17 protein-coding genes and 2 rRNA genes are annotated in these 21604 nt (G+C 70.2%); 15 read left to right on the top strand and 4 right to left on the bottom strand.

The features are described 5' to 3' along the window. Both ACWDRB_RS29540 and rrf read left to right on the top strand, forming a co-directional pair. Positions 1-92 (top strand): 23S ribosomal RNA (locus tag ACWDRB_RS29540); the annotation flags it as partial. Between the two features lie 84 nt (positions 93-176). Next, positions 177-293: ribosomal RNA gene (gene rrf, locus ACWDRB_RS29535) — 5S ribosomal RNA — on the top strand. 477 nt (positions 294-770) lie between these two features. On the opposite strand, the gene ACWDRB_RS29530 is transcribed toward rrf, so the two are convergent. Continuing rightward, positions 771-2453 carry a hypothetical protein gene (locus ACWDRB_RS29530; RefSeq protein ID WP_449898972.1) on the bottom strand — a complete coding sequence of 561 codons (1683 nt, stop codon included), beginning with the start codon at positions 2451-2453 and terminating at the stop codon, positions 771-773. Here ACWDRB_RS29530 and ACWDRB_RS29525 point away from each other — a divergent pair. Beyond that, positions 2391-3524 carry a hypothetical protein gene (locus tag ACWDRB_RS29525; RefSeq protein WP_449898969.1) on the top strand — a complete coding sequence of 378 codons (1134 nt, stop codon included), beginning with the start codon at positions 2391-2393 and terminating at the stop codon, positions 3522-3524. The genes ACWDRB_RS29530 and ACWDRB_RS29525 overlap by 63 nt on opposite strands. Before the next feature lie 578 nt (positions 3525-4102). On the opposite strand, the gene ACWDRB_RS29520 is transcribed toward ACWDRB_RS29525, so the two are convergent. Further along, a complete protein-coding gene (locus ACWDRB_RS29520; RefSeq protein WP_350739871.1) occupies positions 4103-5038 on the bottom strand; it encodes an MBL fold metallo-hydrolase in 936 nt (311 codons plus the stop codon). Between the two features lie 110 nt (positions 5039-5148). Between ACWDRB_RS29520 and ACWDRB_RS29515 the strand changes: the two genes are divergently transcribed. Continuing rightward, positions 5149-5568 carry a single-stranded DNA-binding protein gene (locus ACWDRB_RS29515; RefSeq protein WP_449898966.1) on the top strand — a complete coding sequence of 140 codons (420 nt, stop codon included), beginning with the start codon at positions 5149-5151 and terminating at the stop codon, positions 5566-5568. 431 nt (positions 5569-5999) lie between these two features. On the opposite strand, the gene ACWDRB_RS29510 is transcribed toward ACWDRB_RS29515, so the two are convergent. Beyond that, complete coding sequence (locus tag ACWDRB_RS29510) at positions 6000-8150, bottom strand: DUF1015 family protein (protein WP_449898963.1); 2151 nt, start codon at positions 8148-8150, stop codon at positions 6000-6002. Positions 8151-8270: 120 nt separating this feature from the next. On the opposite strand from ACWDRB_RS29510, the gene ACWDRB_RS29505 reads away from it, so the two are divergent. Beyond that, the gene (locus tag ACWDRB_RS29505) at positions 8271-8693 is read left to right on the top strand and encodes a tetratricopeptide repeat protein (protein WP_350739880.1); all 423 of its coding nucleotides are present in this window, start codon (positions 8271-8273) and stop codon (positions 8691-8693) included. 784 nt (positions 8694-9477) lie between these two features. Then, positions 9478-10449 carry an HAD-IIA family hydrolase gene (locus tag ACWDRB_RS29500; protein ID WP_449898961.1) on the top strand — a complete coding sequence of 324 codons (972 nt, stop codon included), beginning with the start codon at positions 9478-9480 and terminating at the stop codon, positions 10447-10449. Between the two features lie 872 nt (positions 10450-11321). Here the strand turns inward: ACWDRB_RS29500 and ACWDRB_RS29495 are convergent. Beyond that, a complete protein-coding gene (locus tag ACWDRB_RS29495; RefSeq protein WP_350739886.1) occupies positions 11322-11669 on the bottom strand; it encodes an SCP2 sterol-binding domain-containing protein in 348 nt (115 codons plus the stop codon). Positions 11670-11797: 128 nt separating this feature from the next. Between ACWDRB_RS29495 and ACWDRB_RS29490 the strand changes: the two genes are divergently transcribed. The 9 genes from ACWDRB_RS29490 to ACWDRB_RS29450 all read left to right on the top strand — a co-directional run bounded on the left by ACWDRB_RS29490 (position 11798) and on the right by ACWDRB_RS29450 (position 21480). Beyond that, on the top strand, positions 11798-11959 hold the full coding sequence (locus ACWDRB_RS29490; protein ID WP_350739888.1) for a hypothetical protein: 162 nt from the start codon (positions 11798-11800) through the stop codon (positions 11957-11959). Beyond that, the gene (locus ACWDRB_RS29485) at positions 11956-12768 is read left to right on the top strand and encodes a TlyA family RNA methyltransferase (RefSeq protein ID WP_449898958.1); all 813 of its coding nucleotides are present in this window, start codon (positions 11956-11958) and stop codon (positions 12766-12768) included. Before ACWDRB_RS29490 ends, ACWDRB_RS29485 begins: the two co-directional genes overlap by 4 nt. Then, on the top strand, positions 12765-13664 hold the full coding sequence (locus ACWDRB_RS29480; protein ID WP_350739894.1) for an NAD kinase: 900 nt from the start codon (positions 12765-12767) through the stop codon (positions 13662-13664). Before ACWDRB_RS29485 ends, ACWDRB_RS29480 begins: the two co-directional genes overlap by 4 nt. Before the next feature lie 105 nt (positions 13665-13769). After that, entirely contained in the window at positions 13770-15479 is a 1710-nt protein-coding gene (gene recN / locus ACWDRB_RS29475; RefSeq protein WP_350739897.1) for a DNA repair protein RecN, read from the top strand. 73 nt (positions 15480-15552) lie between these two features. After that, entirely contained in the window at positions 15553-16749 is a 1197-nt protein-coding gene (steA, locus tag ACWDRB_RS29470) for a putative cytokinetic ring protein SteA (protein WP_350739900.1), read from the top strand. Then, a complete protein-coding gene (locus tag ACWDRB_RS29465) occupies positions 16746-17723 on the top strand; it encodes a copper transporter (protein WP_449898955.1) in 978 nt (325 codons plus the stop codon). Before steA ends, ACWDRB_RS29465 begins: the two co-directional genes overlap by 4 nt. Position 17724: 1 nt before the next feature. Continuing rightward, positions 17725-18588: a hypothetical protein gene (locus ACWDRB_RS29460; RefSeq protein ID WP_355200592.1), complete on the top strand. Its 864-nt coding sequence runs from the start codon at positions 17725-17727 to the stop codon at positions 18586-18588. A 73-nt stretch (positions 18589-18661) separates the two neighbouring features. After that, complete coding sequence (gene murJ, locus ACWDRB_RS29455; protein WP_449898952.1) at positions 18662-20275, top strand: murein biosynthesis integral membrane protein MurJ; 1614 nt, start codon at positions 18662-18664, stop codon at positions 20273-20275. 125 nt (positions 20276-20400) lie between these two features. Further along, complete coding sequence (locus tag ACWDRB_RS29450; RefSeq protein ID WP_449898950.1) at positions 20401-21480, top strand: glycosyltransferase family 4 protein; 1080 nt, start codon at positions 20401-20403, stop codon at positions 21478-21480. Positions 21481-21604: the final 124 nt, after the last annotated feature.

Genomic DNA, 21604 nt, shown 5'->3' with positions numbered 1-21604 from the left:
GCTCCCGGTAGACGACCGGGTTGATAGGCCGGAGGTGGAAGCGCGGTAACGTGTGGAGCTGACCGGTACTAATAGGCCGAGGACTTGACCACAAAGCAGACTTTTCTAGTCGTTGCTCGCGTCCATTATGTGATTCTGAGACAGCAAGCATTCTGTGCTTGTGTGTTTCGAGGGGTTACGGCGGTTATGGCGGGAAGGAAACACCCGGTTACATTCCGAACCCGGAAGTTAAGCTTCTCTGCGCCGATGGTACTGCACTCGGGAGGGTGTGGGAGAGTAGGTCGCCGCCGGACAATCTTTTGAGGGGGTTCGACGCCTTGGGCGTCGGACCCCCTTTTTTTTGTGTGCTGTGTCGGCTGTGATGGGAGCTGTGAGGCGTTCCCTCGCGCGGCCGGCTGCCCGCCCTTCCACTCACTGGCCCGATCGGCGTCCGAGGCCACATTTCTGTAGCTGTGACGTTCCGCTAACGGCGCAGCTGTGCGCTGTTCCGCAATTCGAGCGCCTTCGTGAACGGACGACGGGTGTTGACCGCCCCGATGGCAGAGCGGCAACTTCGGCCGAATCCCGTTCGCGGATCAAGATTTCCGCGAGGCGTGGTGACAGTGCGAACACTCTCGCTGACCGTACGTTTCTGGTCGCGCCGATATATGGCTTGCGTCCGGGCTCATGGACGTACTGGGGCTTGCTAGGCTGGAAGGAACCGGGCCACCCCACGGGTGGCCTTCGTCGCGTAAGGCCCGAGGGCGGCGACCAGCCACGGTGGACCGTCGTTATGAGTCCGCTGAGTGAGCCAACGAAATGGACCAGAAGTGAACAGTGATAACGGATCGGACGGCGGACAGCGCGGGCGCGGCGACCATGGGGACAGGCGCTCCAGCGGAGGCGGCAGGAGCGGCGGGTACGGCTCTCGTGGGCGAGACTCCGGCGGCGACCGTCCGTTCCGTTCCGACGACAGGTCGCGCTCCTACGGTCGTGGAGACAGGACGCCGCGGCGCGACGACGGATACAGAGATGATCGCGGCCCGCGTCGTGAGGGTGACGAGCGTCGTTCGTTCGGGGACCGGGATGACCGCGGTCCTCGTCGTGAGGGCGGGTTCGGCGACCGTCGTGAGGGCGGCTTCCGTGAGGACCGTGGCCCGCGCCGGGAAGGCGGCTTCGGCGAGCGCCGGTACGGCGACCGCCGTGAGGGCGGGTCTCGTGACGATCGAGGACCGCGCCGCGAAGGTGGCTTCCGCGACGACCGTGGCCCGCGCCGTGAGGGCGGGTTCCGCGACGACCGAGGACCGCGCCGTGAGGGCGGGTTCCGCGACGACCGTGGCCCGCGTCGCGAAGGTGGCTTCCGCGATGATCGGGGTCCGCGCCGTGAGGGCGGGTTCCGTGAGGACCGCGGCCCGCGTCGCGAGGGCGGCTTCGGCGACAGCCGTGGCCCTCGACGTGAGGGTGATGATCGCGGACCCCGGAGTGACGATCGTCGTACCTACCGCGACCGCGATGATCGCGCCCCCCGTCGTGAGGGTGACGAGCGTCGTCCGTTCCGGGACCGGGATGATCGCGGTCCTCGTCGTGAGGGCGGTTTCGGCGAACGGCGCGAGGGCAGGTACGGGGACCGTCGTGAGGGCGGCTTCCGTGATGACCGTGGCCCGCGCCGTGAGGGCGGCTTCGGCGAGCGCCGTGAGGGCGGGTCTCGTGACGATCGAGGACCGCGCCGCGAAGGTGGCTTCCGCGACGACCGTGGCCCGCGCCGTGAGGGCGGGTTCCGTGAGGACCGCGGCCCGCGTCGCGAGGGCGGCTTCGGCGACAGCCGTGGCCCTCGACGTGAGGGTGATGATCGCGGACCCCGGAGTGACGATCGTCGTACCTACCGGGACCGCGATGATCGCGGCCCCCGTCGTGAGGGTGACGAGCGTCGTCCGTTCCGGGATCGGGATGATCGCGGCCCCCGTCGCGAGGGCGGCTACGGTGACCGGCGCGAGAGTGGGGGCGGCCCCCGGCGCGAAGGCTCGCGTCCGTTCTCGAGGGACGACCGTGCCCCCCGCCGGGAAGGCGGCTACGGCGACCGCCGCGAGGGCGGGTTCCGGGAGGACCGGGGTCCGCGTCGTGAAGGCGGATTCGGTGGCAGGCGCGAGGGCGACCGCGGCCCGCGTGGCGGCGGCGACCGTCGCGAAGGTGGCTTCGGTCCCCGCCGGGACTCGCGGCCGTTCTCGCGGGACGACCGCGGCGAGCGTCCCGACTCCTCGGGCACCCGCGCCAGGTACGGCAGGTCCGACCGCGACGCCGAGGCCCCGCAGCGCGAGAAGCTGCCCGAGGTCGCGCCCGACATCACCGCGGACGAGCTCGACAAGGAAGTCCGCGAGGAGCTGCGCTCCCTGCCCGGCGACCTCGCCGAGCTGGTGGGCCGGCACCTCGTCGCCGCCGAACGGGCGCTCGAGGACGACGACCCCGACCGGGCGCACGAGCACACGAAGGTGGCACGCAGGTTCGCGGCCAGGATCGGTGTCGTACGGGAGGCCGCGGGCATCGTCGCCTACCGTGCGGGCCACTTCTCCGAAGCGCTGAGCGATCTGCGCGCGGCCAGGAGGATGACGGGCTCTGACGCGTACCTGCCGGTCATGGCCGACTGCGAGCGCGGTCTCGGTCGTCCGGAGCGGGCGCTTGACCTCGTACGTTCGCCAGAGGCCGAACGCCTCGACCGCGCCGGACGCATCGAGCTGACCATCGTCGAGTCCGGCGCCCGCCGCGACCTGGGCCAGCACGACGCCGCCGTGATCACCCTGCAGCGCCTCCCCGAACTGCGTGACCCGCAGCCCAGGCCGTGGTCGGCGCGGCTGGCGTTCGCGTATGCGGACGCTCTGGCCGAGGCCGGGCACCAGGAGGCGGCTACGGACTGGTTCGGGCGGGCGATGGCGTTCGACGAGGACGGGGAGACGGAAGCGGCCGAACGTTACGCCGAGCTGACCGGGTCCGTCATCGAAGACGTCGAGGAGGAGTTCGACTACGAGGACGACTTCGACGACGCCGGCGCGGCCGAGGCAGCTGAGGCGGCCGAGGACGTGGATGACGCCACGGCCCTGGCCGAAGCGGGCGACCTCTTGGCCTCCCCGGAGAGCGTCTCGGACGAGGCGTCCGCCGACGTAGTCGATGAGGAGTCCCCGGAAACGGCCCCGGCCGAGGAGGAGCCGCGGGAAGCGGCGCCGGCCGACGTCCTGGAAGAGCAGCCGGCGGACGTTCTGGACGAGGAGCCGCAGGAGGCGGCCTCGGCAGACGTACGGGATGGGGAGTCGCGAGAAGCTGCCCCTGCGGACGCATCGGATCGTGGGCAGGAGGCTGCCCCGGCCGACGCGCCCGAGCAGTCCGGTCCCGCCGACGCTGCCGAGGAGCAGACTGAGCGGCCTGCTCAGGAGGCCCCGAAGCAGGCCGAGGCGCTGAGCATCACCCCGGCGTTCATCGAGCCCAACTTCGGAGACACGCTCAACGGCGAGTCCGACGAGCCTGCCTCGGACGTCAAGCGCAAGTCCGACGACTGACGCCACGTCCCCGCCGTACCCGGACCGATACCGTCGCCATCCGACGGTCAAGCCGGTCCGGTACGGCGGGGACGGGTGGGCGACCGCTCACGGTCTCACTCGATGACGAACGCCCGCCCATCCGGCCCGCCGGTGGATTCTGTACGGCATGAGCGTGAGAATCCCCCGCGCGATTGATGGCGAGGAACTCGGCTCCTCGTACGGTGCCGAGAAACCCAGCTCACATCCATCGGCCCTGAAATCCCCTACGCATCTGACCGCGTGAAGTTCCCGTCTTCATGCGAGAAACCCCGCAGGCCTTCGACCGCGAGAAATCCTGCAAAGCGTTGACCCGCGAGAAGCCCAGTACACGCGTGACCTAGGGGAATCTGACGTCGACGACGTCGGCGCACGTGCAACGGCACGACGCCCCCTGACCCGTATGACGCCAAGAACCGCCACACACGGGAGCACGACGCCCCCTGACACACGGCTTCTGCGGCGAGATTCATTGGCCAGGCGAGGAAGGCGGATACCGGCCAGGCGACGACGGGGACATCCGCCCGCCCCCATCGCCCGGCACCTCCCACAACGCGCGACTACGGTGAGACGCGGTTGAGCCAGTGGAGGATCCCCGCCACGTTTGACGGAGCACCACTCAACAGCTCGAGTTGCTCAGCCGCCCCATCCTCCCCACCAGCAGCCTCCAACGCCCGATAGCGATCCTTGGTGCGATCCCTGACCATGGCGACGGCGTGGTCCAGATCCATCCCCTCAGCATGAGCCCGCCGAGTGAGATCAACCCAGATGCGAAGCTCCTCCGCAGACCGCTCCAAAGTCTCCTGTACGGCATCGACCGGCCCATAGTGGCTGAACAGCAGCCGTTGCGGCCCAAGCGCCTCGAACAACGCGATCGAATCGAGCGCCGTCTCCAGGTCGAAGTCCGGCGGCGGCGTCGCGGGACGGAGGTCGCCCGTTTCGGGGAGGTAGACGCCGGCCGCGTCGCCGACGTACAGGTCTCCGGTGGCGGAGTCGATCAGGCCCACGTGGTGTTTCGCGTGTCCAGGGGAGTAGTGGCTGTTCAGCGTGCGTCCGTTGCCCAGGTCGACGGCTCCGGTGTCGCCGAGGGCCACGATGCGTTCGGCCTCGGTGGGCGACAGTTCACCAAATAGTGTGTCGAGCTTGTCACCCCACACCATCCGTGCACTGGCCATCAACCGTGACGGGTCAGCCAGATGGCGGGCGCCTTTCTCGTGTACGACGACCTGCGCGGACGGGAAGAACTTGGCGATGTCGCCCACGCCACCGGCGTGATCCAGATGAATGTGCGTCACCACGACGGTGGCCAGGTCCTCCGGGCCGACACCGAGCGAGGCCAGCGCATCGCGCACCACAGGGGCCGAGGTCGAGGTGCCCGTCTCCACGAGGCACGGCCGATCCCCCAAAATCAGATAGCCGGCCGTGATACCCGTGTATCCAGCCATTTTGGTGTCGATCTCATAGACGTCGCCACCCAACGCGGTGATGTTTTCCACAGGAACTCCCGAGCCTCCAGCAGCTGTCCCCAGAACGGCATTCCAGCCGATCCGGCCTCCTCCTCATCGTAGATAGTGATCTCCACCAGAGCACAGATAGGAGGACGACAGTGGACCGGAACGAAGTCCTGCTGGTAGGCCGCCTGTCGGCGGGGGTCGAGGAGCACTCCTTGCCCAGCGGCGACACCGTGGCGAAGTGGCGCATCATCGTGCGCCGCCGCCGCAACCGACGCGGAGCCGCCCTGACCGACAGCATCCCGTGCGTCACCTTCGACCCGGAGACGGCGGCCACAGTCCGCGGTCTCAAACCCCGCGACTACATGGAGGTGAGCGGGTCCTTCCGCTGCCGCGTCTTCGGCCCGTCCGCGGCCAAGATCTGGCGGTACGAGGTGGAGGTGAGCTCCGCCAGACCGTACGAAGCCGACGTTCCCCTCCCCAGCGACCTTCCGGACGGCCCCACCCACAGCTCTCACGGAAGCCTCGCCGCCCTGATCCCCCGCCAAGTGGTCTACCTCGCCCCAGCAAGCTGACCCACCGGTTGTGGAGAGTTGGCATGCGCGGAGAGCGCTGGAGCCTCGCCCGGTCGTGGACAGCGCCCTCTCGTGGGGTGGCGGGCCGGCCGGTCGAGGGCGTGGATTTCCTCGGCCGTCCGTCGACCGAGAGCACATAACCGGCCGCCGCGGTCAGCGGTAGTGCTCGCGGTCATCACGTGGAGTCGCTCGGCCAGGCAGCGCTCGCTGGCGGGTGGCTGGGCCGGCCATTCGATCGGGGCTGTCCGCGGCTGGGCGGTCGTGCTGGGTGTTGCACCGTTCCGTGTGTCCCGCCGCCCACGGGTGGTTCTCGCAGGAGCCACCGCACAGCGCTTTGTGGACGGCGGGGACGTCCTTACGATCGCCGCGCAGACGGCGGACGTCGGCGATCGTGAAGAATCCTGCGCCGCGGTTGAGGGGAGACGGCTGCGTCAGTCGATGGCGAACGTACGGAGGACCAGGCCGGTCCTGGGCTTCGGACCGAAGGAGGTGGACTTGCGGGGGACTCGTTCGCCGCCCGCAGCGACGGCCAGTACGTCGTCAACCGCGAGCGGCTTGAGGAGCACCGCGGTGCCGCCGGTGCGGATGGCCAGTCGCACCGCGGCGTCCGTGTCGTGGTGGACGATGCGTACGGCCTGCTCGTCATCGCGCATGCCCCACACCTTGGGCAGGACGAACTCCGTGAGAACGGAGGTGTTGAGGGAGTTCCAGCGCTCGGAGTGGTCGGGCGGCATGGCGCGGGCGAGCTGCACCGGGTCGGGGTTGGTGAGCAGGTGCGTGCCACCCTCCCCGCCGAGCAGGAAGGCCGGCTCTTGAGCCTCCTCCAGGGCGGCCAGGCCCTGCGCCAAGTCGTCGAAGTCGTGAACGCGCCACGCGCCTCTGGCCTTGGCGACCGCCTCGGCGAGGGGGAGCCCGGGGATCACGCGGTGGATGGCCTGCAGATTGGGCGGGTACGCGGTGGAGTCGACGAGCAGGGCCAGCCCGAAGTCCCACGGCCCGACCACGGGTTCTGGTGTCGAGCGGCCGCCGCCTGAGGGCACGGATCCGGCCTTGCCGGCGACACCATCGGTCCCGGAGACCTGGGAGGCCTGGGGGATGTCAGGGATCGACGGCGTCCCATCCAGGTCGAGGTTCCCGCTGGGGGAAGACGTCTGTGATTCCGAAGGGATGGCGGGATGAGGTGGTTGAGCCGCTGGTTCGACGTCAGAGGAAGACGACGGGGCCTCAGACGTGGCGTCGGGTGCTGCTGAGGTGGTGGCGTGCTGCTCGGCTTCTGGAGTGGTGGCTGGGCGCGTGGTGGTGCGGAGCGGGTGGGCCTTGGGGACGGCCACCGGCTCTGTCTCTACGGCGCTGGATGACAGCGCCTTTGAGACGCTGGATGGTTCCGTCTCCAGAGCGGTGGGTGGCTGGGCCTTGGAGGTGGTGGATGGTTCTGCGTCCTGAGCGCCGGGTGACTGGGCCTTTGAGACGCTGGATGGCTCTGGCTCCAGAGCAGTGGGCGACTGGGCTTTAGAGGTGGCGGATGGTTCTGCGTCCTGAGCGCCAGGTGACTCGGTCTTTGAGGCAGTGGATGTTTCTGCCTCCGAGGCGTTGGGTGACTGCGCCCTTGAAGTGGCGGCAGGCTGGGAGAGGTGGGCTTCTGACGTGGCGGTGGGCAGCGGTGGCGGCGTCTGTGGGATGTCGGGTGGTTCCGGTCTCGTGGTGGTGGTGAGCGGCTGCTCGGGCTGGGCCGAGCGGTGGGTGGCGTGCTCCTGGCGTTGGAGGACGCGGTACGTCGCGTACCGGTGGTGGCCGTCGGCGATCAGGGCTTGGCGGTCGTGGAGATCGGCGTTTATCGCGTTGATCTCGGATACGTCCGTGATGGCCCACAGGCGGTGCGTGAGGCCATCCTCGGTGTGGGCGGACACGAGGGGGCGCCGTTCCGAGGCCACCTCGTCCACCAGGCGTGTGGCCGTGCCGTTGTCGCCGTTGTAGAGGAGGAAGATGGGTTCGAGGTTGGCCTGCGTGGTGCTCATGAGGGCGAGCCGGTCGGTGATGGGGCCCGGCATGACGTCCTCGTGGGGGAGGATGATGCGCTGCCCCGGATCGGCCAGGCCCACGTCGCCGATCAAGCCGCGTTGCAGCACGTTCGGCCCGCTCTGCTCGTACACGTAGAGCGCTGGAACGTCGTCCGGCACCAGGACACCCGTGTCCAGCCAGGCCCTCAGCGTGTCCCGCGCCTTGGCATAGCGGGTTTCAAGCCCGGCGTCGGACGGTGTGGGAGGAACGGACGCCTGCTGCTGCGTGGTGGTCGGCTCGCCGTCAGCCGACGGGCGGTGGGGCGCGGTGCTGGGTGTTTGGTTTGGTTCCTGTTGCCGATGGGGGGCTGGTGGTTTGACGGAGGAATCGCCTCGGGGGGAGCGGGGAAGGATGAGTCGGACGACGTTGTTCGGATGGGAGTCCAGGAGGGCGTCCACGTCGGCGTCGGAGATCAGGTCGTATGGCGGGGAGGTCACCTTGGCGGGATCTTCGACGGCGAAACGTACCCCTCGGAAGGGTCGCAGCACCAGCCCGTCCGGCATCGGCAGTTCAGGAGTCCCCATACCGGGCATGCTCCCATAAATGCTTCTCCCTCCCGGAAGTCGCCCCATGGTTGCAGCCCGTGCCCTTTCCGTAGCAAGGCGAAGCGGGTCCGTCGTTCAGCGATGAAGGAGTCCCCACGCATGGCCCACGATGGAAACGTTCAGAACGAGAACTCAGGTGCTCCCGGGGGCGGTGTTTACGATTGGTATCAGCGTGGGGTGAGATTGCTGAAAGAGGGCAGCCCGGCTGCCGCTGCCGCGTTGCTGGAGCGCGCTGCCGCGGCCGAACCCGCATCGCGCAGCATTCTGGAGGCGTTGGCTCGGGCGCAGTTCAATTCACGGCAGTACGCGGAGGCTGCCGCTAGTTTCCGGCAGATCGTGAATGCTAATCCGGCCGAGGATTATGCCTACTTTGGGTTGGGGTTGTCGCTGTGGCGGACCGGGGATGTGGAGGGGGCCCAGGAGCCTCTGGCCATCGCGGTGGCCATGCGGCCGGATGAGCGGCATTATGTGTCGGCTTTGAAGAGTGTTCGCGCTACCTTGCGAGCTCGTCGCGAAATGTAGTCGGAGGACGTAGCGTCGGGTGGCCGCCCTGGTCTCTTGTGGTCGTCTTCTTTGGCTGTCTTGAGCTATGTGGTTCTGGGTGTGGGATGCGTGTTGAGCGATGCCTTGCGTCGTTCCGGCGAGGGGTTCGGTGCTTGAGCCGGCCTGGTGTGTGAGTGGGCGGTTAGGCGGCGTTCTTGTTGTCTTCGTGCGGGATCGAGTGGTCGGTAATGGCGTCGCGCTGTTCGGCGGTTGGCTCGGGCCGTGTCCTGTGGCCCGAGCGCGGGCGGGGCGGGGGCGTGAGGTTTGGTATTGAGTGATCTCGGGGCGCCCGGGCGCGGGTGAAGATTGCTCCGGTTTGAAAGCTGGGGCTGGTGGGTGTGGGTGCCGCCCGCGCGAGTGGCGGTGTGGAGCTCGGGCGTGCAGGGTGCTCTGGTGCCGACAAGGGTGAGGAGACCGGCGATGTAGCCAGGGTGGGTTGTGGAGCCCAGGCGGGCTGTAATGCGTTTGGGGCGCGAGGGAACGGCCGCTGGGTCAGTCGGCTCGACATGGTGACCGTGAATGCGGCGGCTGATGAGGGGCGTTGGTTGGTGTGGGCGTGGGATGTGAAGTTGGGCGGTCTGCGCATGTGGAGGTGGGCGCTCTGCGCATGTAGGGGTGGGTGTCTCTGCGTGTGCGCGTGGTGTGGAGGTGGGTGTCCACGCGCATCGGCGGTGGGCGTGGAAATGGTCGGCCCTTGTGTGGGTGAGGGTTGCGGCGGCGCTAGAGTCGCACGCGGCGTGAGAGTCAAACGGGGAGAGGCACTGTGCTGATCGACGGCTATGACACCCTGCTGCTCGACCTCGACGGTGTGGTCTATCTGGGCAGCCATGCGGTGCCGGGGGCGCCGGCGGCGTTGGAGGAGGCTCAGCGGCGTGGGGTGCGGCTGGCGTACGTCACCAACAACGCCTCTCGCACGCCTGCTGCCATCGCCACTCACCTTCGCGAGCTTGGGGCACCGGCCTCGGCTGACGACGTGGTGACTTCGGCTCAGGCCGCTGCTCGGTTGGTCGCCGAAAGGGTGCCGCCTGGGTCGAACGTGCTCGTCGTCGGAGGGTCCGGGTTGCGGCTGGCCCTACGGGATCGGGGGCTTCGGCCTGTTTCTACCGCCGCCGAGTCACCTGTTGCCGTGGTGCAGGGGATCGCCCCCGGGCTGTCGTATGGGCTGCTGTCGGAAGGGGCGCTGGCGGTGCGGCAGGGGGCGTTGTTCGTGGCCTCCAACGGGGACAGCACGATGCCTACCGGGCGAGGGGAGTTGCCGGGGAACGGGGCGATGGTTCGGGTGATCGCGGCTGCTACCGGGGTTGAGCCGGTTTATGCGGGCAAGCCTGATCCGCCGTTGCATCGGGAGTCCATGATCCGTACGGGGGCGCGGCGGCCGTTGGTTGTGGGGGATCGGCTGGACACCGATATCGAGGGGGCCTCCAACGCGGGGGTTGAGAGCCTGCTGGTGCTGACCGGGGTGGCTACGGCTGTCGATGTGCTGACGGCGGGACCGCGTCATCGGCCCACCTATGTCGGTGCGGATTTGCGTACGTTGCTGGAGTCTTATCCCGAGGTGCGGGATGGGGCTTGCGGGGGTTGGCGGGCCTGGTGGCAGGACGGCGTGCTGCGGCTCGATGGTGACGGGAGCCGAATTGACGGGCTGCGGGCCGCCTGCGACGCGGCGTGGGCCGTGGCTGGGGAGGGGCGGGTAGAGGAGGACGCCGTGAAGCCCGTGCTGGATCGGTTGGGCTGAGGTTCGCGAGGGCTGGGCCACCCTTGAGGGTTCGCCGGTCTCACTTAAGTGTCGCCGGGTAGAGGCAGGCCGGTGAATCTGGCGCAGGGGTGTCGGGTGGTTGGCGCTGCCTCAAGCTGCCGCCCGGGTGTCGCCGCTGCCACAGCTGTGGTCCCCGTCCCCGCCGCTGCGGTGGTCGCTGCCGTGGTCGCCGTCGCTGCCATGGTCGCCGCTGCTGGACGGGTGGGTCGGCTCGGATGTCTCCGCTGCGTGGTGTCGCCAGGGTTGAGGTGGAGACAGCGGGGCTGGTTGGGGTTGGGGCGTGTGCGGCCCTGCTGGGAGTGCGGGCTCGGAGCCGGTGAATCTGCTCAGGGGCTGGTTGGCGTTGGGGGTGTGTGCTTCCTGCTGGGGTTGCGGGCAGGGCGGCGGTGAGTCTGCTCAGGGGCTGGTTGGTGGTGCCTGCCCCGCTACTGGACGGGCCGGTGTTGGCGACCTGATGTCTCGGCTGCGCGGTGTTGCTGGGGTTGGGGCGCGCGGGGTGAGTTCGGCGGGGTTGGCGTCAGGGGTGGGGCTGGCAGCAGGTGGTGCCATCGTGGCGACTATGCCGGTCGCGGTCATCAGATGGTCTGGCCGTTCGGAGGGAGAGCGGGCAGACGGAGGGAGAGCGGGCAGGAGGCTCAGGGGCGGTGAGTGGTGAGCCGCCCTTTGGGGGCGGCTGGGGAGGGTTGGGGTGGTGTGCGGGCCCGAGGGGCAGGGCAGCGGGTCAGTTGGGCAGGGTGGCTGGTTCGTTGGTTGGGGTGCCGGGTTCGTTGGGGTAAGCCAATGGGTTCATTGGGGTGGAGTGATGGGCTTGTTGAGGTGGGGTGATGGGTTTGTTGGGTGGGTGGGTTCCGTTAGAGGAGTCTGCGGAGGCGGAGGAGGTCGCCGAAGCTGGCGTCGACCTTCACTCGTCCCCCGAGGAGCGCGCGAGCGAGATCCAGTTCCCCGTCCACCAGGGCGATCAGGTCGTCGCTCGCGATCGTGAGCTTGACGTCCGCCGGCTTGCCGTCCGATGGTGGACGTTCGGTGAACGGGTCGAGCCCTCCGTGGTGCAGTCGGCCGTAGAAGATCACGTCGAGGTCGGGAACCCGGCAGCTGACCGTCCGCTCGACCACGTGCTTGGCACGATCCTGCTCGTCGATCTCGTCGAACTGGGCGACGAGCTTCACCAGTGCCGCCCGGCACTCCTCGACGCTTGCCATGATGCGCATCCTTTCATTTCCCTTTGCGGACGGTAGCGTTCCACATCAGTAGCACCCCCGTATGAGCTTCAACGCGTGACACGCCTGCCAAGGTCCCGGGCGCTCGCGGGAGGCGTTACGGTCGAGTCATGAGTGAGCTGCCGGAGGAGACCGGCAACGAGCGGGTCGATGCCATCGTGGCTGGTCTGGGCCGCCTTGGCGAGCTGCCGGTGAGCGAGCACGTTCAGGTCTTCGACGAGGCGTTCTCCGGGCTCGAGTCCACGCTGGCCACCGCAGTGGAAGAGCAGTGAGCCGGCGGATCCGCCTCGACAGCGAGCTGGTACGCCGGGGCCTGGCCAGGTCACGCGAGCAGGCCGCCCAGCTCATCGAGGCCGGCCGGGTCAGCGTCGGGGGCCAGGCGGCGCGCAAGCCCGCCACCCAGGTCGAGACCGCCTCCGCGATCGTGGTGGCCGAGTCGGAGGACGGGCCCGACTACGTTTCGCGAGGAGCGCACAAACTTCTCGGCGCGCTCGAGGCGTTCGAGAATCTGAGTGTGGAGGGCCGGCGCTGCCTCGACGCGGGCGCCTCCACCGGCGGGTTCACGGACGTGCTGCTGCGCCGCGGCGCCGGTCACGTGCTCGCCGTGGACGTGGGATACGGCCAGCTGGCGTGGTCGCTGCGTACCGATGAGCGGGTGACGGTGATGGAGCGCGTCAATGTACGCGACCTGACCCCCGAGATGGTCGGCGAGCCGCCCACGCTGGTCGTGGGCGACCTGTCGTTCATCTCGCTGCGGCTGGTGCTGCCCGCTCTGGCCTCGGTCGCCGCGCCGCGGGCCGATTTCGTGATGCTGGTCAAACCGCAGTTCGAGGTGGGCAAGGAGCTCGTCGGGGCGGGTGGCGTCGTGCGCGATCCCGAGTTGCGCAGGCGTTCGGTGAGCGATGCCGCCGCCAAGGCCCGGGAGCTGGGGCTGACTGTGCGCGGTGTGACCGCCAGCCCCTTGCCGGGACCATCGGGAAATGTCGAATATCTGCTCTGGCTGGGCAAAGGGGAGGGCGAGCCGGCTGTCGCCGACCTCGAAGCCGAGATCCAACGTGCCGTCGCGGAAGGGCCGCAATGAAACGGACCGTGCTGGTCGCCGTACACACCGGGCGTGACGCCGCAGTCGAGAGCGCACGCCTGGTCATCAACCGGCTGGTGGACGCCGGAATCAACGTCAGGGTGCTCGAGACCGAGTACGCCGAGGTCGGCTGCGGCGGCGTGGAGACGGTGCCCGGAGACCCGGGCGCGGTCAAGGACGCCGAGGTCATGATCGTGCTCGGTGGCGACGGCACGCTGTTGCGTGCGGCCGAGCTGACCAAGCCCGCGGGCACGCCGCTGCTGGGGGTCAATCTCGGACATGTCGGGTTCCTGGCCGAGGCGGAGGTCGCCGACCTGGCCGAGGCGGTCGACAGCGTCGTGGCGGGTCGCTACGACGTCGAGGAGCGCATGACCATCGACGTTCTCGCCAGGCAGAACGGCCGGGTGATCGCCGACACGTGGGCGCTCAACGAGGTGACCGTGGAGAAGCAGGAGCGCATGCTCGAGGTGGTCGCCGAGATCGACGGCCGCCCCCTGTCGCGGTGGGGGTGCGACGGCGTGATCTGCGCCACCCCGACGGGCTCGACGGCCTATGCTTTCTCGGCGGGCGGACCCGTCGTGTGGCCGGAGGTGGAGGCGCTGCTCATGGTGCCCATCAGCGCGCACGCGCTGTTCGCCAGGCCGTTGGTGGTCTCGCCGCGTTCCACGCTGGCCGTCGAGATCCTGCCCGAGACGCCGGGCGGCGTCCTGTGGTGCGATGGGCGGCGCCGCTTCGAGTTGCCGTCGGGCTCGCGGGTCGAGGTGCGCAGAGGCGCCGAGCCCGTACGCCTGGCGCGGCTGCACGGCGTGGAGAACAGCGGCGCGCCGTTCACCGACAGATTGGTCGCCAAGTTCGAGCTTCCTGTTCAGGGCTGGCGCGGAAGGGTGCGACCCTGAGTCAATGGAGGCGGGACCGCGTAGGATCGCCTGGGCACACGTTGGCACACGTGTTCGGAGACGACGCGGGTGACCATCAGACACGGCAGTGAACGGGAGTGGGCAGTGCGACCAAGGGTCGAGGAGGTCCGCATCCAGGGGCTCGGCGTCATCGACGAGGCCGTGCTCGAGCTTTCGCCGGGCTTCAACGTGGTCACCGGCGAGACCGGCGCGGGCAAGACGATGGTCGTGACCGGGCTCGGGCTGCTGTTCGGCGGCCGGGCCGACCCCTCGCGCATCCGTCCGGGGGCCGATCGGGCGCGCGTCGAGGGCACGCTGGTCATCAAGCCGGCCGGGCGCGTCTCCCAGCAGGTCGAGGACATCGGCGGCGAGGTCGAGGACGGCGAGCTGATCATCTCGCGCACCGTCTCGGCCGAGGGCAGATCCAGAGCCTGGCTCGGCGGGCGCACGGTGCCCGTCGGCACCCTGACCTACCTCGCCGACGACCTGGTGGCCGTGCACGGGCAGATGGACCAGCAGCGGCTGCTCCAGCCGGCCAGGCAGCGCGCGGCGCTCGACCGTTATGCCGGAAACGAGCTGGTCAAGCCGCTGCGGGCGTACTCGCAGGCGTACAAGCGGCACAAGCAGGTCGGCGCGCTGCTCGAGGAGCTGACCACCAGGGCCAGGGAGCGCACGCAGGAGGCCGACCGGCTGCGGTTCGGTCTGGAGGAGATCGAGAAGGTCGAACCCAAGCCGGGCGAGGACACCGAGCTGCGCGGTGAGGAGGAGCGGCTCTCGCACGCCGACGCGCTGCGCAGCGCCGCCACCACCGCGCACACCGCGCTGCTCGGCGACCCCATGGAGGCGGCGGGAAGCCCCCACGACGTGGTCTCGCTGCTCGGCGAGGCGCGTACGGCCGTGGAGGCCGTACGCGACTTCGACCCCCAGCTCGCCTCCGTGGCCGACCGGCTGGCCGAGGCCGGCTACCTGATCTCCGACGTGGCCACCGACCTGGCGGCCTACGCGGAGTCGATCGAGGCGGATCCGGCGCGGCTGGCGGCGGTGCAGGAGCGCCGCTCCGTGCTGTCCGGGCTGATCAGGAAATACGCGGAGGACAGCGCGGGCGTCCTGGCCTGGGCGCAGCAGGCCGCCACACGGCTGGCCGAGCTGGAGGGCGACGACGAGCGCATCGAGGAGCTGACCCGCGAGCACGAGGAGCTGACCGCGCGGCTCACCGACCTGGCCGCCGAGCTCACCAGGGTGCGCCAGAGCGCCGCCGAGCGGTTCGGCCAGGCCGTGACCGAGGAGCTGACGGCGCTGGCCATGCCCCATGCCAGGGTCGTGGTGCAGCTCAGCCAGAGCGAGGAGTTCGGCCCCGAGGGCCGCGACGAGGTGGAGCTCCGGATGGCGGCCCACCCCGCCGCGCCGCCGCTGCCGCTCAACAAGGGCGCCTCCGGCGGTGAGCTGAGCCGGGTCATGCTCGCGATCGAGGTGGTGTTCGCGGGGGCGGACCCGGTGCCGACGTTCGTGTTCGACGAGGTGGACGCGGGGGTCGGCGGCAAGGCCGCGGTCGAGATCGGGCGCCGGCTGGCCAGGCTCGCCCGCACCGCGCAGGTGATTGTGGTCACCCACCTGCCGCAGGTCGCCGCGTTCGCCGACCAGCATCTGGTGGTCGAGAAGGCGAGCGACGGCAGTGTCGTGCGCAGCGGCGTGGTCACGCTCGACCACGAGGGCAGGGTACGCGAGCTCTCCCGCATGTTGGCGGGCTTGGAGGACTCCGAATTGGGCAGAGCCCACGCGGAAGAACTCCTGGGACTGGCCGCGGCAGACAGGTGATCCTGGGTGACATAGCGGACACGCCGCGTCATGCGTGGCCTCTGCGCTGTTTCGCTCTGGCAGGATGGTCTTGATGAAGGTTCCGGGAAGCAAGATGCCGGGCCTCCGCGGCCGGAAGGTCGGAGACCTTCCAGGTGTAACGGCAGTGGCGAGAATCGACCGGCGGACCAAGAGGCTGACAAAGCGCCTCCAGCCCGGGGAAATTGCGATTATCGACCACGTTGACGTTGACCGGGTCAGCGCGGAGGCGCTCGTCGCATGCGGTGCCGCGGCGGTGGTGAACGTCGCCTGCGGCATCAGCGGCCGCTACCCCAACCTGGGGCCCCAGATTCTGCTCGAAGCGGGCGTGCCGTTCGTCGACAACGTCAATCAGGAGCTGTTCGAACGCGTCAAGGACGGCGACGTCGTACGCGTCAGCGACGGCGTGGTCTACCTCGACGACGACATCGTCGGCAAGGGCAGTGAGCAGACCGTCGAGGCCGTCGAGTCGGCCATGGCCGAGGCCCGCGCCGGGCTCGCCGTGCAGATCGAGGCCTTCGCCGTCAACACCATGGAGTACGTCCGTGGTGAGGGCAAGCTGCTCATCGACGGAGTCGGCGTACCTGAGATCCGCACCCCGATGGAGGGCAGGCATGTCCTCATCGTGGTGCGCGGGTATCACTACAAAGAAGACATCGCCACCCTCCGTCCCTACATCCGCGAATACCGTCCCGTCCTCGTCGGCGTCGACGGCGGGGCCGACGCGCTCATGGAGGCCGGCTACCTGCCCGACGTGATCGTGGGCGACTTCGACTCCGTCTCCACCAAGGCCCTGACCTGCGGCGCCGAGCTCGTCGTACACGCCTACCGCGACGGCAGGGCGCCGGGCCTGGAGCGCGTCCACCAGCTCGGCCGCGAGGCGGTGATCTTCCCCGCCACCGGCACCAGCGAGGACATCGCGATGCTCCTGGCCGACGACAAGGGCGCCGAGCTGATCGTGGCCGTCGGCACCCACGGGACGTTGGAGGAGTTCCTCGACAAGGGACGCCCGGGCATGGCCAGCACGTTCCTCACCCGGCTGATCATCGGCAGCAAGCTCATCGACGCCAAGGGCGTGAGCAGGCTCTACCGCAGCCGCATCTCCACCCCGCAGCTGCTCCTGCTCGTGATCACGGCGCTCATCGTGATGAGCGTCGCGCTCTTCCTCTCACCGATCGGCCAGACCTGGCTGAACGGTCTGCAAGATGCCTGGAACGCCTTCATCTTCTGGCTGGTCGGACTTTTCTCGTGATCGATTTTCGCTACCACCTCGTCTCCATCGTCGCGATCTTCCTGGCGCTCGCGGTGGGAATCGTGCTGGGCACCACGCTGCTGCAGGAGCCCGCGGTCAAGTCGGCGCAGGAGGTGGCCGCCCAGCTCACCAAGTCGAAGGAGGAGCTGCGGACGCAGCTCGACGCGCTCCAGGGCCGCGAGGCCGGCAACGACGCGCTCATCACCGCCCTGACGCCGGACCTGGTGACGGGTGACCTGACGGGCCAGCGGGTGCTCCTCGTCGAGACGCCCGGCTCCAGCACCACCGTTCGCGAGGCCGCGCAGCAGGTGCTCACGCAGGCGGGCGCGGAGATCTCCGGGCGGGCCTCGCTGACGGAGAAGTTCTTCGACCCCAAGGGCGTCGGCGTGCTGGACGGCCTGGTCAACCAGCTCAAGCCGGCCAACATGATCTTCCCGGCCACGGCCACCTCCTGGGACCGGGCCGCCATGCTGCTGTCGGCCGCCTTCGTCACCCCCGACCAGGCACAGGCCAACACTCCCAACCCGGCCACCGCCGAGGTCGTCAGCTCCTTCGAGACGGGCGGGCTGCTCACCACCGACGGCGACCCGGTCAAGCGGGCCACGCTCGCCGTCCTGCTCGCACCGGAGAAGCCGTACGAGGGCGAGAGCGCCGAGGTCCAGGCCGGCGCGCTCGTCTCCGTGGCCGGTGGGCTCGACCTGGCGGGCAAGGGCGCGGTCCTGGCCGGGACCGTCGCGACCCCCGCCGCGCCCGGCGACCCGATCGCCGCCCTGCGCGACGACGGCGAGGTCTCCAAGAGGGTCAGCTCGGTCGATACCGCCGACATGCCCGCGGGCCGGGTCGCGATCGTCTACTCTCTCCGGGAGCAGCTCAACGGGCGTGCCGGCCAGTACGGCATCGGCAAGGGCGCCTCGGCGATGCTGCCCACGGTGACGACCGCCACTCCGTCCCCCACCACCCAATCAGGGAGCTGACATGCCTGCCACCCAGGCCCGTGGCCTCCTCTACGCGCTCGCCGGTGCCGCGATCGGCGCCGCGGCCGCCCGCGTCGCGTACGCCGCGTTCACCCGCAACAAGCCGGCCGACCTGAGCGGCCGCTGGACGCGCAAGAACCACCGAGGCGAGCCCATCACGCTGCTCGAAGGCCCCGCGTTCGTGGCCGGTGCGAGCACGGCGGCCGCGCTCACGCCCGGCCTGCCGGGGCGGTTGCGCCTGGCAGCGCTCGTCGCGGGCGCGGGCAGCGGCGCGCTCGGCGCCTACGACGACCTGTACGGCACCACGTCGTCCAAGGGCTTCAAGGGCCACCTGACCGCGCTCGCCCGGGGCGAGGTCACCAGCGGCGCCGTCAAGATCCTCGGCATCGGCGCCACCGGGCTCGGCGCCGCCGCCCTCGTCTCGCAGGGACCGGTCGACACCCTGGTCAACGGCGCCGCCATCGCCGGCGCCGCCAACCTCGCCAACCTCTTCGACCTGCGCCCCGGCCGGGCCATCAAGGTGGGCCTGCTGACCGGCGGGCCGCTGCTGGCCGCCTCCCTCTTCCGCGACTCGCCCGCCGCCGCGGCGCTGGCCGCCGTGCCGCTGGGGGCCGCCGCGGCGCTGCTGCCGGACGACCTGGGCGAGCGCGCCATGCTCGGCGACGCCGGGGCCAACTCCCTGGGCGCCCTGCTCGGGCTCGCCGCCGTCACCAAGCTGGGCCGTCCGGGCCGCTATGTCCTGCTGGGCACCGTGGTGGCGCTGACCGCCGCCGCGGAGAAGGTCAGCTTCACCAAGGTCATCGCCGGCAACCCCGTGCTCAACCGCCTCGACATGCTCGGCCGCCGTCCGGTCGACCCTGTGTGACCGCTCGATTGTCGGTACGACCTGCCAGGATGTTCTGCGTCGGCGCGATCGGGCGCGGGGCTGGGGAGGCCGGGTGGCAGTGGTGACGGCGCGAGGGGTCGCGGGCGGCGCCATGCTCATCGGGGCCATCACGGTGCTGGCACGCGTCGCCGGGTTCGCCAAGCAGTACGCCTTCGCCCAGACGGTGGGGACCAACTGCCTCTCGACCGCCTACATGACGGCCAACCAGATCCCCAACATCGTGTTCGAGGTGGTCGTCGGCGGGGCCCTGGCCGGGATGGTCGTCCCGGTGCTCGCCGCCCGGGCCTCGGACGACGACCGGGAGACCGGCGAGCGGGTGGGGTGGATCAGCTCGGCGCTGCTGACGTGGGTGGTCGTGGTGCTCGTCCCGCTGGCCGTGCTCACCGCGCTGTTCGCCGGGCCGGTCATCGGGCTGTTCTTCGGCTCCCCGATCAAAGGGTGCGACATGGGCGCGGTGACGGCGGTCGCCACCCGGATGCTGGTCGTCTTCGCGCCCCAGATCCCCCTTTACGGTGTCGCCGTCGTGCTCTACGGCGTGCTGCAGGCGCACAAGCGCTTCGCCGGGCCCGCGGTCGCGCCCCTCGTGTCCAGCATCGTGGTCATCGTGGCCTACCTGCTGTTCGTGCCGCTCAGCGGTGGCGACAGCAACCCTGAGCCGCTGTTGGGCCCGGCCGAGCTGGCGCTGTCGCTGGGGACCAGCCTGGGGGTGCTGTCCCTGGTGCTGGCCGTGATCGGGCCCACGGCCCGGCTGGGGCTGAGATGGCGGCCCACCCTGCGGTTCCCCGACGGGGTGGCCGGGCAGGTGCGCCGGCTCGCCTTCGCCGGGATCGCCGCGCTCCTCGCCCAGCAGGCCGCCACGATCATGGTGTTGGTGCTGTCCAACCACGCGATCGGCAACGGCGCCATCGTCGTCTACAACTACGCGTGGGCGATCTACCTGGTGCCGTACGCGGTGCTGGCCGTGCCCATCGCCACCAGCGCGTTCCCCCGGCTGTCCGCGCAGGCCGGCGAGCCGCGGGCGTTCGCCGAGCTGGCGGCGCGCACCACGCGGGCCGTGGTGCTGGTGTCCGGGCTGGCCGCCGGGGTGCTGGCCGCCGCGTCGGGGCCGGGAGCGGTGGTGTTCCTCGGGATCAAGACCGAGGTGGACCCGTCCGAGCTGGCCCACGCCATCGCGCTGTTCGCGCCGGGCCTGGTCGGATACGGGCTGATCGCTCACCTGAGCCGGGTCCTCTACGCGGCCGGCCGCGGCCGGGAGGTCGCCACCGGGACCGTGACCGCGTGGGTGGTGGCGACGGTCGCGCAGGCGGTCTTCGCGCTGGCACTGCCCGGGGGGTGGAAGATCGGTGGCTTGGCGCTCGGGATGAGCGTCGGCATGAGCGTGGGCGGGGCGCTGCTGCTTGGCTCAGTGGTCCGCGCCCGGGGGAGCGCGGCGGTGGCGGGCCTGCCCCGGGCGGCGGTCGCGGCGGCCGGAGGCGGTTTCCTGGGTTACCTGGCAGGGACCGGCGTGGTGGGGCTGGTCGGGCCGAGCGGCATCTGGCCCAACGTGTGGGCCACCGTCCTGGCCGCCGCCGTCGCGCTGGTGGCGGGGGCCGTGGTCGTGGCCCTGGTCGATCGGGCCGACGCCGATGCCGTGGCCGGACTGCTGCGCCGGGGCGGGCGGGGTTGAGAGCGGGCTGGGCTGAGCGGGCAGGGGCTGAGCAGGGCCGGGTTGAGCGGGCCGGGTTGAGCGGGCCGGGTTGAGCGGGCCGCTCCGTGGCCCGGCGGTCGGGAGCGGCGAGGAAGGAGCGGGTTGTGCGGGTGGCTTTCGTGCTGGGCACCACGTCCGGCGGCACCGGGAGGTATGTCCGGATGCTGGTCGAAGGGCTGGTGCGGCGCGGGCATCAGGTGGCCGTCATCGGGCCGCGCAGCGTCGAGGAGCAGTTCTCCTACGGTCGTGCCGGGGCGCGGTTCGCGGCGGTGGCCGTCTCGGACCGGCCGCACCCCGCGAACGACCTGCGCACCGCGCTCGCCATCAGGCGGTTGACCCGGGACGCCGACGTCGTGCACGCCCACGGGCTGCGGGCCGGGGCGCTGGCCGCCCTCGGGCAGCGGGGCGGGCCGCGACTGGTGGTCACCCTGCACAACGCGCTGACCGCCGGAGGGTTCGTCGGGCTCGTCTACGGGGTCCTGGAGCGCATCGTGGCGCGGCGGGCCGATCACGTGCTCGTCGTCTCGCCGGACCTCGGCGTGGGCATGGCCCGGCTCGGGGCCCGCGACGTGCGGGCCGCCGTGGTGCCCGCGCCGGGGCTCCGGCCGGTGGCACGCACGCCGCGGCAGGTCCGGGACGAGCTGGGCGCGGGCGACCGGCCGGTGCTCCTGACGATCGCCCGGCTGGCCCAGCAGAAGGGGCTCGAGACGCTGCTCGACGTCGCCGCCGGGCCGTGGGCGTCCGAGCAGCCGTTGTTCGTGGTCGCGGGGGACGGGCCGCTGCGCGGGGAGTTGCAGAGCAGGATCCAGGCCGAGAGCCTGCCCGTGATGCTGCTCGGCAACCGGGACGACGTGCCCGACCTGCTCGGGGCCGCCGTCGTGCTGGTGATGCCGAGCCGGTGGGAGGGCCAGCCGCTGACCCTCCGCGAGGCGCTCATGTCGGGAACACCGGCAATCGCATCCGATGTGGGTGGAATTCCAGAAATTTTGGGGGATGCTGGGATCTTGGTTCCACCCGGGGATGTTGAGGCGCTGCGCCGGGCCGTACAGGCGCTCGTAGCTCCCGGAGCTGCGGAAACACTGGCTGCGGCGGCCGCGCGGCGGGGGCTGGAGATGCCCGGGGATGACGACGCCGTCGAGAGCGTGCTGGCCGTTTACGGTGGTCAAGATCCAAAGGATGATTAGGCCGCGCCGAACGGTTCTCGTATACTGCCTGGGTTAGGGAGGGGAGTATCCCTTCGCGACAGCCTCGTCATCACGGTGCAGCCCCGCTCCACGGGGCCCCCGGGGCTGCCGGTCCGCGGTTTTC

It is taken from the genome of Nonomuraea sp. NPDC003707, assembly GCF_053587055.1.
Note: the sequence above shows the minus strand (reverse complement) of the source record. Positions and strands in the feature narration are given on the sequence as shown.

Bases quoted from the DNA above. Each gene is read 5' to 3' on its own strand.
- ACWDRB_RS29505 (WP_350739880.1), top strand. From the start codon at position 8,271: ATGGCCCACGATGGAAACGTTCAGAACGAGAACTCAGGTGCTCCCGGG.
- ACWDRB_RS29490 (WP_350739888.1), top strand. From the start codon at position 11,798: ATGAGTGAGCTGCCGGAGGAGACCGGCAACGAGCGGGTCGATGCCATC.
- ACWDRB_RS29480 (WP_350739894.1), top strand. From the start codon at position 12,765: ATGAAACGGACCGTGCTGGTCGCCGTACACACCGGGCGTGACGCCGCA.
- ACWDRB_RS29495 (WP_350739886.1), bottom strand. From the start codon at position 11,669: ATGGCAAGCGTCGAGGAGTGCCGGGCGGCACTGGTGAAGCTCGTCGCC.
- ACWDRB_RS29510 (WP_449898963.1), bottom strand. From the start codon at position 8,150: ATGGGGACTCCTGAACTGCCGATGCCGGACGGGCTGGTGCTGCGACCC.
- ACWDRB_RS29460 (WP_355200592.1), top strand. From the start codon at position 17,725: ATGCCTGCCACCCAGGCCCGTGGCCTCCTCTACGCGCTCGCCGGTGCC.
- steA (WP_350739900.1), top strand. From the start codon at position 15,553: ATGAAGGTTCCGGGAAGCAAGATGCCGGGCCTCCGCGGCCGGAAGGTC.